The 16437-nt window shown below is 52.1% G+C and carries 10 protein-coding genes and 1 pseudogene; 6 read left to right on the forward strand and 5 right to left on the reverse strand.

Annotated elements, in window-relative coordinates; genetic code table 11:
• Window positions 1–52: 52 nt before the first annotated feature.
• A complete protein-coding gene (locus HP572_RS09820; protein ID WP_371745311.1) occupies window positions 53–757 on the reverse strand; it encodes a fimbria/pilus periplasmic chaperone in 705 nt (234 codons plus the stop codon).
• Between the two features lie 88 nt (window positions 758–845).
• Entirely contained in the window at window positions 846–1397 is a 552-nt protein-coding gene (gene fimA, locus HP572_RS09825) for a type 1 fimbrial major subunit FimA (RefSeq protein WP_205555080.1), read from the reverse strand.
• Window positions 1398–2131: 734 nt separating this feature from the next.
• Here fimA and HP572_RS09830 point away from each other — a divergent pair.
• The 4 genes and pseudogenes from HP572_RS09830 (at window position 2132) to HP572_RS09850 (ending at window position 6729) form a co-directional block, all read left to right on the forward strand.
• Window positions 2132–2434, forward strand: coding sequence for a type 1 fimbrial protein (locus HP572_RS09830; protein WP_205555081.1), 303 nt, complete (start codon window positions 2132–2134; stop codon window positions 2432–2434).
• A 312-nt stretch (window positions 2435–2746) separates the two neighbouring features.
• The gene (locus tag HP572_RS09835) at window positions 2747–3592 is read left to right on the forward strand and encodes a serine protease (RefSeq protein WP_240585498.1); all 846 of its coding nucleotides are present in this window, start codon (window positions 2747–2749) and stop codon (window positions 3590–3592) included.
• A 472-nt stretch (window positions 3593–4064) separates the two neighbouring features.
• A pseudogene (locus HP572_RS09845) lies at window positions 4065–5844 on the forward strand (EAL domain-containing protein).
• Between the two features lie 45 nt (window positions 5845–5889).
• Window positions 5890–6729, forward strand: a complete 840-nt coding sequence (locus HP572_RS09850) for an EcsC family protein (protein WP_240585501.1) — start codon at window positions 5890–5892, stop codon at window positions 6727–6729.
• A 16-nt stretch (window positions 6730–6745) separates the two neighbouring features.
• Here HP572_RS09850 and hrpA read toward each other — a convergent pair whose 3' ends face one another.
• Window positions 6746–10633: an ATP-dependent RNA helicase HrpA gene (gene hrpA / locus HP572_RS09855; RefSeq protein ID WP_240585502.1), complete on the reverse strand. Its 3888-nt coding sequence runs from the start codon at window positions 10631–10633 to the stop codon at window positions 6746–6748.
• Window positions 10634–10922: 289 nt separating this feature from the next.
• Here hrpA and HP572_RS09860 point away from each other — a divergent pair, with 289 nt between their 5' ends.
• Window positions 10923–11528, forward strand: a complete 606-nt coding sequence (locus tag HP572_RS09860) for an FMN-dependent NADH-azoreductase (protein WP_039480832.1) — start codon at window positions 10923–10925, stop codon at window positions 11526–11528.
• Window positions 11529–11587: 59 nt separating this feature from the next.
• Here HP572_RS09860 and HP572_RS09865 read toward each other — a convergent pair whose 3' ends face one another.
• Both HP572_RS09865 and HP572_RS09870 read right to left on the reverse strand, forming a co-directional pair.
• Window positions 11588–11821 (reverse strand): YnbE family lipoprotein, encoded by a 234-nt coding sequence (locus tag HP572_RS09865; RefSeq protein WP_240585503.1) that lies wholly within the window; start codon window positions 11819–11821, stop codon window positions 11588–11590.
• 15 nt (window positions 11822–11836) lie between these two features.
• A complete protein-coding gene (locus tag HP572_RS09870; RefSeq protein ID WP_240585504.1) occupies window positions 11837–14428 on the reverse strand; it encodes a YdbH family protein in 2592 nt (863 codons plus the stop codon).
• A gap of 372 nt (window positions 14429–14800) precedes the next feature.
• On the opposite strand from HP572_RS09870, the gene HP572_RS09875 reads away from it, so the two are divergent.
• Window positions 14801–16354 (forward strand): PAS domain-containing methyl-accepting chemotaxis protein, encoded by a 1554-nt coding sequence (locus HP572_RS09875; protein WP_240585505.1) that lies wholly within the window; start codon window positions 14801–14803, stop codon window positions 16352–16354.
• The last annotated feature ends 83 nt before the right edge of the window (window positions 16355–16437 follow it).

Raw genomic sequence — 16437 nt, forward strand, 5'->3', positions numbered from 1 at the left:
AGCGCAGGCAATCGCTGTAATGCAGCTTGACGCCAGCCTGTACCTCACTGTTTCATAGCCCTTTACCTGTGACGCGCGGCGTCATGGCTCCGTAATCGTTAATGGTCTGGAAGCTCACTGCACCTGATGCTTGCCCAGACAGCGTCAGTGATGTCGAACTTTTTGGCGGCACCATCGTGTTGGGAAGTTTCTGGCTACCAGACTGGAGGTTGACCAACGTAATAAAATAGGGAGAGGGGTTGGTGATCGTGAGCGCCGAGCCTGACTGCTGGAAGCGTAGCGTCGCGGGTGCGCTATCGGCCCCCGTTGGAAGATTCGCGGGTCTAACAAAAAGTTTAATGCGGGATAACACCGCCAATTGCAGCGCGTTCTTATCCTCCAGCGATCGTTTCTCAACCGCCGGAATCGCTTTGACATTGACCCAATAAACGGATTCGCGATCGGTAGGCAAAGGTGTGCCAACATGCATCAGTCGCAATGTGTTCTCACCTTTGGGTTTCACCACAAAAAGCGGAGGTGTCGCCAGAAAATCTTTGGTTTTATTCCCGTCGTTATCTTCTACCCAGGATTGAATCAAAAAGCGGTTATTTTCATCACTGTTAATAATCGAAAGTGAAGCCTGATTGGCCTCTGCGGGATAGATCACCCGCGTAGCGCCCAGCGCAATCCCCCCCGCCTGTGCCTGATGAACAATCAATAAAGCAAAAAGTACCAGACCAAAGGTGAAAGATTGAAATAAGAGAGATGAGTTCTGCACACGCAACCTCACAATAAAGTGTTGTTGAATTGGATCTAAAGACACAGCGAAAGCCAGTCCCTGGCTTTATTTCCTCCCTAAGGCATCTTTATTGATAATCGATGGTAAACGTGGCATCGGCATCTGCCGCGCCCGGCGTCGTGGTTGCCTGTGTCGCTTTATAGCGAGCATTAAACGCCAGTACGTTGCTGCCATCGTTCAGCGTTTGCGGGGCTGAATAAACAGCGCCATTTGGCGTCAGAACCGCCCCAGTACGATCGGAGATTTCAATACCCACGCCGCCTGCCGCACCGGATGCTCCGCCACCAATGTTACTGACGGCCAAAACGGTGTTGTCAGTCGTATCAGCGGTACCGGTAAAAGCGACAGCTGCCGTAGTAGAAACACTGGAATCACAATCTTCGAGGTTGATGGTAAACGGCACTTTGCCAGAGTAGGTTCCCACCCCCGTAAAACGCGCGGTACGGTATTGGCCCAGATTCACAATCTGATCGGCCGTATTGGTACTGACCGCACAAGCAGCGTTAACGATCTCACCTTTAAAATGAACCGTTCCACCCGCAACGGTGGCCGCAAAAACGGTCACACTGGATGACAATAATGAGGCGCCAATCAAGGTATTGAGTAGAGATTTATGCATAACTTATATTTCCTGATAACAGATAAAAGTTAACGATCGCATTAACAAAACAATCGTGGCTCTGTCGCTAAAGCGACATCTCGATCTTTTTCCTCAGTGCATCAGTCAGGGTCTCTTCTGACGCCCTTAGACGCAGAAAAATGCTTGGGCACGTTCCGTCGCGATGCGTTAATAAATATTTTTCATGATTGTTAATTTGTAAAAGTTGGTTGCTGCCTGATAGAAAAAGTAAGAAACCAGAATTAAAAACCAACAAAACAAAAATATTGAAATTTAAAATCACAGAACAAAAACAATCAGGGATATACGTTTGTTTTTTATTCAGCAGTGAATCCTCGTATAAAAAATACGAACGCATGAAATGGGCCAAATGAGCCCGTATGTTTATTTTTTATGATGTTTCATGGTTGATTTCACAACGTAAAGCGAACCACTGCGATAAAAATGCGAGGGCGTCATCGAGAGATAGGAAATAAAAAAGCGGATCACACAGGAGAAAGAAAAAACGATGGTATTGGGGGTAAGTAGCTAATGGAGAAACGATAGACATTGCGCTGAAATACCCAATCAAGCGTGGCAAAAGCGCGCAGCCTTAGAGTGATGTAATTAACTGATTTAAAAAATGATTATTCAAACTGGACGAACATCACTCAACAAAGGTTTAGGTGTAATAAAGTTTTATCATTTGATGCCGTTTATACCATTACACACCAGGCAATACCGAGAGCACTATAATGAAAAAAATCCTGCAAAAAACAGCCATCTTGCTCTGCATTATGGCTGCAACACCGTATACCTTCGCCTCATCTTCTTCGTCGACAGGCATCATTCGCTTTGTCGGTGCCATCGTCGAGCCCGTTTGCGATATTACGACACAGTCAAGCAATGTGACTGTCAGTTGCGAACGGCAAGGAAGAGTACAAACGCTACAAATGAAAAACAGCTCACACTATGCGGCTTTACCACAAAACATCGGTTCTGTGAGCGCGAAAACCTTGAGTTCAAATGTACGTATCGTGACCGTCAGCTACGAATAAGGTTGATGGTACTGCGAGATGTCATTTACTAATGCGAAAACGCTACGCCACGTAAAACTGCGGCGTAGCGTTTAACACATGGGGACATGGTGAAACAGCCACAGAACGGTTTGTCGTAAATAATCGAGTATCTTAGAAAACCATTTTGACGATTGATAATCCCCCAGTCACAGCGCGGTGATGTCATGCGATACCTTTTACACTCGATAACATTTTAATTTCCGCCCCTCACCAACAAATACATCTATAGTTAATTCAACGCGCTATATTTAGCACTTCAAGATGACTTTTCTCATAAGGTTTATTTACTGCATGCGCATATCAGCCTGGTTGTTATGTTCATTATCATTTATCGCCCCGCTCAGTTGGGCTGAATCCTCACCAACAGACACCGCCGCGCAGAAGCAGCAGCAAATCTTATTTTTTAACCATGACGATCGGGATATCGTTCCCGACACGGCGGTCTGGCCGTGGCAAGCCATTGGACAGTTGGAAACCGCCAGCGGCAACCTCTGTACCGCGACGTTGATTTCCCCGCATCTGGCGCTGACGGCCGGGCATTGCGTGGTTACGCCACCGAAAGGTGAGATAGATAAGCCCGTCGCGCTGCGCTTTCTGGCGACAGAAAATGGCTGGCGGTATGAAACAACGGAAATTGAAGCGCTGGCGAATAAAACGCTCGCTAAAAAACTGAAAGCCGACGGCGAAGGGTGGATCGTTCCCCCGTCAGCAGCACCACTGGATTATGCGCTGATTCGGCTAAAGCAAACGCCGCCTGGCATTCGCCCGCTCCCGCTCTGGCAAGGCAGCCGCCAGGAATTGATGCAGGCCCTGAAGGACAACGGTCAGCGCGTCACGCAGGCAGGTTACCCAGAAGATCATCAGGAAACGCTTTATCGCCATCAAAACTGTTTGATCACCGGCTGGGTTCACACCGCCGTGATGTCGCACCAGTGCGACACGCTGCCTGGCGATAGCGGTTCCCCGCTGATGCTGAATTCAGCAGCAGGCTGGGTGCTCATGGGCATCCAAAGCTCCGCACCCGATGCCAGTGAACGCGAGAGAGCCGACAATCGCGCCGTTTCCGTTACCGCCATTCGTCAGCAGTTAGAAACGTTAGCAAAACTAAGTTTACCAAAACCAAGCTCACCCAAATAACGCTAACGCCCCGCAGCAACAGACCGTCAGGCGGAAATCGTTATTCAGGATACCGCCTGGCACCACCGTTTTCCGCCGATTTCATGGTATAAAAAAATATCTGTTCTATTCTTATCAGAGAGATAGGTTAATCATCCATATTGTCACCCCACAATGAGTATAACAATTATCAGGTTGCTATTTTTATCTTCTGGAAACGGTCATTTTTTATAATTAGACTGCTCTTTTATTTACAGAGCCTTTTCTCAATCAGACCGTTTATCTCTACTTGTAACTTACGGGAAAATATCATAAATCCATACAACACACTGAAAATCGAAAACATGATTTAAGACAAAAAAACGCCTGAACCTTAACGGAAAGATAAAGTCGATATAATAAGTTACCTCAATTTTTAGCCTCTATGTTATTGTGTCGCCGTTAAATTAAATTGATGTTGTCGCGATTATTATTGCGGAAAGGAAGAGTCTACATGTTAAAACATTTGAGCCATGACGAAAAAAAACGCATGCAGACTCTCGACGAATTACAAAAAACCGATATATCTCAAGACGATATTCTTCACAAACTCACGAAAATGGCCTGCCAACTCCTTAACACCCCGACGGCTCTCGTGACGCTAACTGGCTCCAAATCTCTTCATGTTAAACGCGAAAACCCATTTTCCTCTGGATGACATGGATAAAATCGGTTCCTTCGACCATTTTACCGTACAAACGGGCCAATCCTTTATCTGCCCCGATGCCACTCAGGACGACCGTTTTAAAGACAGCCCTTACGTAACCAGCGAACCTTTTATCCGTTTTTACGCTGGTGTACCGCTGAAAACCAAAGATGGCTATTCCATCGGTACGTTTAGCGTTATCGATTATATTCCACGCACCTTCAGCAAGTTCCAACTACGACTACTGCATGACTTAGCGACCATTGCGATGGTGTTAATGGAATACCGCAACGCGATTGGGCTGATTGATGCAGTCACACTGTTACCCAATCGGCAGCGTCTGATTGACGACATTAGTCACATTACCGACATTCACGAGCCCTACCTGCTTATTCTGATTGATACTATCGACATTTCTTACGCCTATGAAATGGGATGTGCGCTGGGTATGCCGACCGTAGAAGGCCTGCTGAAAGATATCGGGGTCTTTTTGCGTCTTAGCTTAAATTCATCAGACAATCTGTACTCTGCTGCCGTAGGCCGTTTCGCCCTGCTGGTGAAGGCCGATAAGAAAGAGCATGTTCTGGCGGAACTTGACACCTGTGCTGAGCGGATCCATGAAAGTATCGCCAGCCATATTCCGCTCAAACTGGAACTTTTTGTTGGCTACACCGAATTCCAGATTCCGGCCAAAGACCCGCAGCAAATCTTGCGTGAATCGATGAGCGCACTGCGCGCCGCCATCACCAGAAATATCCGCCAGTTAGCTTATGACCCTGAGGCCGATCAGGCACAGCAAATCGCTTTTACCTTACTCAACGAGCTGGCCGATGTGCTGCAAAACAATAAGTCTGGTCTCTATTTAGTTTATCAGCCGAAATTAAGTATCAAGACCAACACCGTGATTGGTGCCGAAGCGCTGATTCGCTGGCGACACCCTGAGTTAGGTGAGATTTATCCCGATCAATTTATTCCGCTCGCGGAAGGCACAACGCTGATGCGTCCGTTAACGGACTGGGTTACCCGAGAAGCGGCATGCCAGGTGAAGCAGTGGCGTCAGGAGGGGCTAACGTTCCCCGTGTCGATTAACGTTTCTGCCCGAAATTTTTCCGAGAATGACTTTATCCCACGTCTCATCACCATTCTGGAGAACCACGGCCTCACCCCTCAGGACATTGACATCGAGTGTGTCGAGACGCAGAAAATCATCGAAAGTACGGAAACGCTTGCCACCATCCAAACGCTGCAACAGCTTGGATTTACTATCGCGCTTGATGATTTCGGTACGGGATATAGCAACTTAAGCTATCTGCGCAATATTCCCTCTACGGTGATAAAGCTGGATAAATCGCTGATTAAAGATATAAAAACTGACCGCAAAAGCCGCGTCATTGTGCAATCCATTATCAGCATGCTGCACAAACTGAATTACATTGTGCTGGCGGAAGGCGTAGAAAATAAGGAAACGCTCGAATACCTGGCTCATTTTGGATGTGATGAAGTACAGGGCTACTATTTTTCCCGGCCCATCCCTCCAGATGCGTTCACCACCTGGTTAACAACGCGCTCGTCACAAACGTCAGCATAACCCCCCGTCAGGCGGGCTATTCAACCAACGGTACGGAGAACGCCTATGACTCTTCTTACTCAACAGGATGCGCTCGCCATCAGACAGACCATCGCGCTGCTGGAAGCCCCCTCTTTCACCATACAGGCGGCGAATCTGGTTGGAAAACCGATTGAATGGAGTTTGTCGAAGCTACCCGCCCTGGTGAGAAATAAAATACAGGATGTGGTTCATTCCGCACTCTACAAAGCGGTAGACGCCGCACTCTATACGTTAGACGATGCGCCTGATCGCGTGGCATCGCCAAAGACACACAAGCTGGTTGTTGCCGCTTCCGGTGCCGTCAGTGGTTTTTTTGGCGCGGCGGGTTTGCTGGTCGAACTGCCTATTAGCACCACGATCATGATGCGTTCCGTGGCGGATATTGCCCGCAGCGAAGGTTTCTCCCTCACTGATTTTTCCGTCAAAGCCGCCTGTGTGGAGGTTTTTGCGCTCGGCGGGACACAAGAAAGCGACGACGCTGCCGATTCTGCCTATTACACGTCACGCGCCGTTCTGGCCGATATCACCCGACATGCCAGCCGAGAATTAATCGGCATTGCTGGCAAGAAAAGCGCCGGGAAAGCGTCTGCCAGAATGAGCACCTCACAGGCAGGGAAAACGCTGGCAAAATTGATTGATGCGGTCGCGACCAGACTGGGCGTAACCATGACGGAAAAAATGGCCGCGCAGATTGTCCCGGTGATTGGTGCCGCCAGCGGTGCAGCCATTAATACGCTGTTTATTCACCACTACCAGAACATGGCGAAAGGTCATTTCATCATAAAACGTCTGGAACAGCAGTACGGTGAAGAAGCGATCAGGTCGGCTTACCTTGAGATCAAAAAGCAGCCCTTGCCGACCTGATGTGATACCGAGAGAATTACCCTTCTACCTGCTCCATCGCCTGCAATACGCGCTTATCCGAGATCGGGAACGGCGTTCCTAGCTGCTGAGCAAAGTAGCTAACGCGCAGCTCTTCAAGCATCCAGCGCACCGCCTTCACATCGTCGTCGTCACGTCGCTCCGCAGGCAGCTTATTCCACCACTGCTGCCACGCCTGTTGAACATGCTCCACTTTCAGCATCTGCGCCCGGTCGCGGTGAACATCCTGCGCCAGTTTCTCCAGACGGCGCTCTATCGCTTGCAGATAACGCAGCACGTCCGGCAGACGCTGCCAGCCGTTTTCGGTCACAAAGCCGCGGAACACCAGACCGGTCATCTGGCTCTTGATATCGCTTAACGCCAGCGCCATCGCCATATCGACACGCCCTTTCAGGCGCTTGTTAATGGTGAAGACCGCCGTCAGGATTTGCTCAACCTGCTTAGCGATATCCACCACCGTATCATTCAGCTCCGCACGCACTTTTTCATGCAGTTGCTGGAAGGCTTCTTCCTGCCAGACCGGACCACCGGATGATTCAATCAGCTTGTCCACCGCGCAGGCGATGCAGTCATCGATGAGATCCAACACTTTGCCGTACGGGTTGAAATAGAGGCCGAGTTTCGCCTTGTTCGGCAGCTTTTCATGCAGATATTTAATCGGCGACGGAATGTTCAGCAATAACAGACGGCGCAGCCCCTGCCGCATCACCTGCTGTTGCTGGTGCGGCGTGTCGAACAGGCGAATCGCCACGCTATCCTTTTCATCCACCAATGCCGGATAGGCTTTAACCGAGTAGCCGCCACGCTTCTGCTCATAGCAATCCGGCAGCGAACCGAAACTCCAGACGTGCAGACCGCGCTGTTCCAGCCCGTCATCCACTACGGATGACAGCGTTTGCTGCACTTTATCCTTGAGCTGATCTTTCAGCGCATTCAGGTCTTTGCCTTCACGCTGCGTCCGATTCTTCTCATCGATAACGCGGAACGTGATTTTCAGATGATCGGGCACCTGATCCCACTGCCACGCCTCGCGTGGCACCGTGACGCCCGTCATCAGCCTCAATTCACGTTCCAGCGCATCCAAGAGTCCTTTCTCTAATGGCGTGGTACGGGCCAGAAACGCTTCGGCATAGTTCGGCGCGGGCACGAAGTTACGACGTAACGGCTTAGGCAATGACTTAATCAGCGCAATCGTCAGTTCGCGGCGCACGCCGGGAATCTGCCACTCAAAACCTTCTTCACGCACCTGATTGAGAATAGGCAAAGGAATATGTACCGTGACGCCATCCGCATCCGCGCCCGGTTCAAACTGATAAGACAAGCGTAATTTCAGGCTGCCCTGATGCCAGAAATTCGGATAATCCAGCGCGCTCACCTTCTCCGCACCGTCTTTTATCAACATGCTCTTTTCAAAATTAAGCAGGTCGGCATTATCCCGGCTGGCGGCTTTCCACCATTTATCAAAATGGCGTGACGACACCACATCGTGCGGCAACCGCTGGTCATAGAAAGCAAACAGCGTTTCGTCATCCACCAGAATGTCGCGGCGGCGCGATTTATGTTCGAGATCTTCCACTTCCGCCAGCAATTTGAGGTTGGCGCGGAAAAAGGCGTGGTGCGTTTGCCAGTCGCCTTCCACCAGCGCGTGGCGGATGAACATTTCACGCGCCAGCGTCGGATCGATTTGGCTGTAGTTCACCTTGCGCGCCGCGACAATCGGCAGCCCGAAGAGTGTCACCTTCTCCTGCGCCATCACCGTGCCCTGCGCTTTCTCCCAGTGAGGATCGCTGTAGCTCCGTTTAATCAGATGCTGGGCCAGCGGCTCGATCCACTCGGGTTCAATACGTGCGGCAATGCGCCCCCACAGGCGGCTGGTTTCTACCAGCTCAGCCACCATCGTCCACTTAGGCGGCTTTTTGAATAACCCGGAGCCAGGAAAAATCGCAAATCGCGCGTTACGCGCGCCGCTGAACTCCTGTTTCTCAATATCTTTCTGCCCGATATGCGACAACAAGCCGGTGAGCAGCGCGCAGTGAATACTCAGGTAATCGGCCGGTTCGCTATTGACCGGCAGCCCCAGTTCTTTCACGACCTGACGCAGCTGCGTATAAATATCCTGCCATTCGCGCACGCGCAGGTAGTTAAGGAAATCTGTGCGGCACTGGCGGCGGAACTGGCTGGAAGACAGCGCTTTTTGCTGGTCGCGCAGATAATCCCACAGATTGACGAAAGCCAGAAAATCGGAGTCTTTATCGGCAAAACGGCGGTGTTTCTCATCCGATGCCTGCTTCTTATCCATCGGTCTTTCGCGCGGATCCTGAATCGACAGCGCCGCGGTGATGATCATCACTTCACGCACACAGCCGGTTTTACGCGCTTCCAGCACCATTCGCGCCAAACGCGGATCGATCGGTAACTGCGCCAGCTGCTGCCCCTGTGGCGTCAGGCGGTAATGCCCGTTCTCCGCCAGATTAATCGCGCCTAATTCCTCCAGCAGCCGCACGCCGTCCTGAATATTGCGTTTATCCGGCGCTTCAACAAACGGGAATGCGGCGATATCGCCTAGCCCCAGCGACGTCATTTGCAGAATAACGGAAGCCAGATTGGTGCGAAGAATTTCGGGATCGGTAAACTCAGGCCGCGACAGGAAATCTTGCTCGGAATAGAGACGAATACACACCCCAGCGGCGACACGGCCACAGCGTCCTTTACGCTGATTCGCCGACGCCTGCGAGACAGGTTCAATCGGCAGGCGCTGTACCTTGGTGCGGAAGCTGTAGCGGCTGATGCGCGCAGTGCCCGGATCGATGACATAGCGAATCCCCGGCACGGTGAGCGAGGTTTCCGCCACGTTGGTCGCCAGCACGATGCGGCGGCCGTGATGTGACTGAAAGACGCGGTTCTGTTCCTGATTCGACAGGCGCGCGTACAGCGGGAGGATCTCGGTATGCGGCAAGTCCAGACGCGTCAGCGCCTCTGCCGTATCGCGAATTTCACGTTCACCGCTCATGAAGACCAGAATGTCCCCCGGCCCTTCACGCGTCAGTTCGTCGACCGCATCAAAAATCGCCTGTAGCTGATCGCGCTCGCTGTCGTCGGCGTCTTCCACCACGGGACGATAGCGCACGTCCACCGGATAGGTCCGGCCGGACACTTCAATGATTGGCGCATTATTAAAATGACGAGAGAAGCGCTGCGGATCGATGGTCGCCGACGTAATAATCACTTTTAAATCAGGGCGCTTTGGCAACAGTTGGCGCAAATAGCCCATGATGAAATCGATATTCAGGCTGCGTTCGTGCGCTTCATCGATGATCAGCGTGTCATACTGCATCAACAGGCGATCCTGCTGAATTTCAGCCAGCAGAATACCGTCGGTCATCAGTTTGACCAGCGTATTGTCACCCACCTGATCGTTAAAACGAACTTTATAACCGACGCTCCCGCCCAGCGGCGTTTCCAGCTCGGCGGCAATACGATCGGCGACGGTTCTGGCAGCCAGACGGCGCGGCTGCGTGTGGCCGATCAGGCCATGCACCCCGCGCCCCAGTTCGAGACAAATTTTCGGCAGCTGCGTGGTTTTACCCGATCCCGTTTCACCCGCGACAATAATCACCTGATGATGACGCAGTGCATCCAGTATCTCGTCTTTTTTCTGGCTAACGGGCAGCTGTTCGGGATAGTGAATCGCCGGACAACTTGCCCGCCGGTTCTCGACTTTCTGGCGCGCAGCAGCGATTTCCCCCTCAATTTCCTGAGCGATCGCCGCCTGAGCCTGCGGGCTGCTGACCTTCGCCGCGCCCTGTAAACGGCGGCGCAGACGTTGCCGATCGCGAAGCATTAGCTCACTTAACTGCGTAGATAATGCACTGAGAGGTGATTTCACGTTGCTCTTCCTTAATCGTTTTCTCTAATTCTTGTCTCTGCCGGGGCGATGCTCGCCGCCGAATCTGGCTCGATGGAGCCTAATCTACTTTCAAGGCACGAAATTTTTAAGCCGTGGATAGTAGCACATTGTCATAAACGGCTCTAATAGCACCACTTTGTCTTATTCAAGAAAATCGAATAAAGACCTCGAATATTTGCACTTTTCTCTTTGCAGGTCACCGCATAAGATGTGACGCATCAAGGGGCGTTATGTTGTCGCCCACTTCTAATCACTAAAGGAATTGGCAATGAGCAAAGTATTGGTTCTGAAATCAAGCATTCTGGCAGGTTATTCTCAGTCAAACCAACTGGCCGATCACTTCACCGCCGAGTGGCAGTCTGCACATCCAAGCGACAGTATCACCGTCCGCGACCTGGCAGCTCAACCGATTCCGGTTCTTGATGGCGAATTAGTCGGCGCACTGCGTCCTTCCGATGCTGCCCTGACCCCGCGTCAACAAGAAGCCCTGACACTGTCCGACGAACTGATCGCGGAATTGCAGGCGCATGACATTATCGTGATCGCTGCACCAATGTATAACTTCAACATTCCGACTCAGTTGAAGAACTACTTCGACCTGGTTGCCCGTGCTGGTGTGACGTTCCGCTATACCGAGCAAGGCCCGGAAGGTCTGGTGAAAGGTAAACGCGCTATCGTATTAACCAGCCGTGGCGGCATCCATAAAGGCACACCAACCGATCTGCTGGAACCGTACCTGCGCGTCTTCCTGGGCTTCCTCGGCCTGACCGACCTTGAGTTTGTGTTCGCTGAAGGTTACGGCTACGGCCCGGATGTGGCACAGAAAGCCACCGACGCGGCAAAAACTCAGCTGTCCCAACTGGTCACCGCATAAAGCATCCTTGTTCATACGAATAAGTGTTACCGACCTTGCCATTGGTTTACTTGGCTTGACTATTGCGCGCCTTCCGGCGCGCTTTTCTTTATCTCATCGCCAGCCGCATTGTCCGACCTTTGCAGCAGTTGCGTCGCCTCTTTATCCGCTTTGATGTGAATCTCATGTTCGATCTTCACGTTCATATTGATGGTGATCGGCTCTTTGGGCGCAGCCACTTCAATACGCGGTACACATCCCGTCAGGAAAGCGACCGTGCAACCTACCGCCAGCAATGTCTCGCTCTTGTTCATTGTTCTACCTTGAATTTATTCATTGGCCTGCTGCTCCAGCGTATCCCGCAAGTTATCGCCAAAACGCAAGCTACGCCATAGCTGGAAGAGATTCTCCTGATGGCGATAGTTAAGAATCACCTGGCGTTTCGCGCTGAGCTGCGGGTTTTTCCCCTGCACCTGCGACGTTAATGTCAATTCGCCCTGATTAGTCAGGTCAAGCGTGGCATAGGAACGCCCAATCTCCAGATAACGCAGCCAGCCAATCGCCGCCCCGCCGGCCAGATTTTTACTCGCTAGCTCATCGGCCAGTTGGTTATCCAGCCGCAGTGTCAGGAAGCCATCATTGGTAATACGCCCACCTTCAATCAGCGTGGTCGGGTGATTAAAATTCAGCGGAAGCGTGCCGCTCACGCGCCCGGACAGAGCAAACTGCTTTTGCTTCAGCACCGTTATTAGCTCGCTGAGATCCACGCTCTTCACGGTGAACAACGCGGGTTCCCGCTGCGGCCAGCGCAGCGTGGACAGGCTGATATGCCCATCTAATACATCCATATCGGCCTGAGACATAACCAGTGGCTGTCGCTCACTGTACGGGTAAAATCCCTGGAGATCGACGCGGATATTACTCATCCGAAACAGGTTATCCAGCACATCAATTCGTAGCGCGACAGGCTGTTTGACGCCCAATTGCCAACGCTGATCTTTCAGACGATAAGGCAGAACAAAGTTGACGCCGCTAACTTCACCATCCTGTAGCCACAGCCCGCCATTTTTCACGACCCAGTGCCCGCCCGCGCTGAATCCTTCTTTACGTGCTGCAGAGAATTCCGCCTGTGCATAAAACTGTCCGGCACGAATGTTCATTTTTAGTAGCGGAGAAAGCAGAGGCTGAAACACCTTAAGCGGCTGTGTCGGCCACCACGCACCACCACGCAGTCGTTCCCCATCCCAGCGGCCACGCAGCCTGACCGGTCCGATATCTTCCGCCTGTAGCTGTCCTTGTAGCTGGAAATCGTCCGGGCTACGCCCCTGCATAGCCAACGTTAGCAACGAAGGCGGCAAGTAGCCCCCATTGCTAAAATGCGTCCGCTCTGAGGCCAGTTGCAGCGCCCCCTGAAAGTGTTCGCCTGAACGGGCACGCTGCCAACGGATCGGCTCAGTGATCGTCAGGCGGGGCTGGTGTACCGTCACAATGCCATAACCCAACTGATCCAAACCGCTCGACAGTTGGGTGACTTCAATCAGGGTATCCTGCCACTGGCCTCGACCGGCTACGTCCCACTGGCCTTTCAGCGGCGGTAGCTGACCATTGCCCCAATAACGCCATTGCCACAGCCCTTGATCCGGCCAGAAATCCTGGGCCTGACCGTCAAGGTGCAGGCTGAAACGCCCCCAGTATGCTTCCCGCGCCTTCACAATCGCCTGTAGTCGCCCATTCACGCCCGTCGCACTGACTCGGACGCCCGCCAGCGGCCAGCGTGCTTCTTCAAGATAAATGTGCGGCGCAGGCGTTCCCCAGGCACGCAGCAGCGCCCCGGGTAAAAGAGAAAGTTCGGGATTGAGAATCGAGCCCTGCAACACTCCCGGCAGCGTCGCCGTCAAGGAGAGTGCGGGTAAGTTTGCCTGCCCAGTAAGCTGAAAGCGCAATTCGCTGCTGAGCAGGCCGATATTGCCCGGCCCCAGCACCAACACGGCGTTCGCCTTGCCATTATGCCCTTGCGTCAGCATGTTCAACCGCGCGTTAATCGTGGTGGCATCCAGCCCTTGTCGCCAGTGCTGCAATGTTATGGCAACCTGCCCGGAGAGCGGCTGATCGGCATAAGGCCAGCGCCAGACGCCGTTAGTCACCTGAATCACCTCATCCGTCAGTTGCCACGGCAGCGATATCAGCGGCGTCTCATCATTCGCCGCATTCAGTACCAGCTCACCCGCTTGATGATGCCAGTCCAACAGGAGCGAAAGCGGATCCGGCGTTTGCCCTGAATCCAGTTTTCCGGTGAGTCGCCCCCGCACCGGCGCAGCATCCAGCGTATCGGCCAGTTCAATCTCACCAATGACTTGCAGACGCACGAACCCCGCCGGCGTTGCGAGCATGCTCTCATGCAGGGTCAGACGTTTCTCGTTCAGTTCTGCCTTAAACGCCAGTTGATCGCCCTGATAGTCCAGCGTTTGTTGTCGCTTGCCATCGCTGCTGAGTCGCACCTGTCCGGCGTAATCCTGCCAGGGCTGTAGCGTAAACGTCTTCACCTGAATATCGGCAGCAGGCAATCGCTGCTGCCATTGCGCCAATTGCGCCGCTGGCTCGGTGCCGCTGCTTGCTGGCACATACTGGAGGCAGTCGCTGTTTAACGTCACGGCATCAATATCGACATGCCATCGCCAACTCTGCCAGCGTAGCGTCATATTCCGTACGTCAACGAGCGTGCACTCCCCGGCCGTAAGACTGAACTCCGCGCTATGCAGCCCACCATCCTGCCAGCCAGGCGTCCCATTCACGGTCAAAGACATCTCCGCCGGGAGCCAGATGTTTGCAAGGCGCGGCAGCCACTGCGGCAATGCTCGCCAGGAAAGAAACAGCAATGCGACGAACAGGAAAGCAATTGAAAGTGCACGTTTTTTAATCATTAGCGTGAGTTAATCATCCTGTTCAATAGCGGCAAAAATTCGTCCTGTATGACTCTGTCGATTATTCATTCACAAATCGCTCTTTTTGTTAACAAACAATCCCACCCAACTCACATTTACTACTATTGTGCATACGTACTCATTACCCTTTCGTGGTAAAATGTTTAATTGAGGTTATATTTTGTAATGAATCACGTTATCTCATCATGAACAAAGCGTTTACGGGTGGATATCAGGATTATCTCCTTCTGCCCGACCGCCTTAAAAAAAGCAATGAGCGACCTGAACCATTACCGCTATCCGCTGATTTATTGTCGTGGGTATGCCTCATGTTAAATCAGTATTCGGACACAGCATATCAAGGACTGCTTTATGCGTAATAACACCCCTGTAACCGACCGCCAACTCCCTCTTTCTGAAAAAACCAGACTCATGTCGGTCACCACGCCAGAAAGTCATATTACCTACGCGAACAAAGATTTTATTGATGTCAGCGGCTACACCACCGATGAGCTGATGGGGCAGCCCCATAATCTTATCCGACACCCGGATATGCCACCAGCCGCCTTCGCGGATATGTGGAAAACACTGCGCGCGGGCAATATCTGGACGGGGATTGTGAAAAATCGGTGCAAAAATGGCGACCATTACTGGGTAAAATCCAGCACCACGCCGCTGAGAAAAGGCGGTGAAATTGCCGGTTATATGTCCGTGCGGACCGCCGCCTCACCCGAAGAAATTCACCAGGCTGAGGCGCTCTATGCCAGTGCAAACGAAGGTAAATTGAAATATCGTACCTTCCATCATGGCCTGCTTATTTATACTGGGCCATTGCGCATCCTGAGTCTTTTTAAAACCATGCCGTTACGCTGGCGTATCCGCAGCTATTTTCTGCTCTTTAGCCTGCTTCCGCTCATCGCCGCCTATTCTCTGCTGGCGGGAACCGCACTGGCTTCCGTCCTCTTCCCGCTGCTTATCGCCTGCTGTTTTGTCAGTGGTGAGCTTCTGGTGCACCATGTTGCCCGTCCTATCGAACAAATTCTGGCTCAGGCCATGCGTTCCGCCGCCGGACAGGCGGACAACCTGACGCAGCTTAATCGCGTGGATGAAATAGGTATGTTAATGCGGGCGGTAAACCAGTCCGGTATGAATTTCCGTACCTTCGTGGACGATGTGAATACCAATTTGAGCGAGCTGAAAAACGCCTGTAATGAAATCGCGCAAGGCAACCATACCTTGGCACAGTGCTGCGAGCAGACGGAAGAAAGTCTGCAACAAACCGCCGCCTCCGTGGAACAGCTGACTGCAACAATAAAAAGTAATGCGGAAGCCTCGCTTCAGGCCTCACTCTATACGCAGGATGTGAATCAGGCGGTGAACTCTGGTGAGCAGGCTGTCAGCCAGGTCTCTGATACGATGGAGACGATCACCCGTTCCAGCGAACGGATTACGGATATCGTCAGCGTGATGGATAATCTCGCGTTCCAGACCAATATTCTGGCCGTGAACGCCGCTGTTGAAGCTGCCCATGCCGGAGAACAGGGTAAGAGCTTTGCGGTGGTAGCCAGTGAAGTACGTTCGTTGGCACAGCGCAGCGCCTCTTCTTCCAGCGATATCTCGACCATTATTGACGAAACGCTGAATAGTATTCGTACCGGCGAACAGCAGGTTTCGCACACGCATAAATCCATGAGCAATATTCTGCTGCAGGTTCAGCACGTCACCAATTTGATGAATGAGATCAGCCTCGCAACACAGGAACAATCTCAGGGGCTAGATCAAATTAATGAAGCGGTAAACCGCATCGATGAACTCACGCATCAGAACACCGCGTTAGCCAGCCAGTCGCATTCAGCAACCGATCACCTGCAACAGCAGATATCAAGCATGGTACAGGCCGCCTCTGTCTTCAGCCTTTCCCGCTAGCGAATCTCCTCTTCACGGGCGCCCCTAACAGGGCGTCCATCGCCCTGTTTCCTCATCATTCTTCCCTTTCTTCAACATCCGTT

Source organism: Pectobacterium sp. PL64, from assembly GCF_022477975.1.
Classification (GTDB): domain Bacteria; phylum Pseudomonadota; class Gammaproteobacteria; order Enterobacterales; family Enterobacteriaceae; genus Pectobacterium; species Pectobacterium jejuense.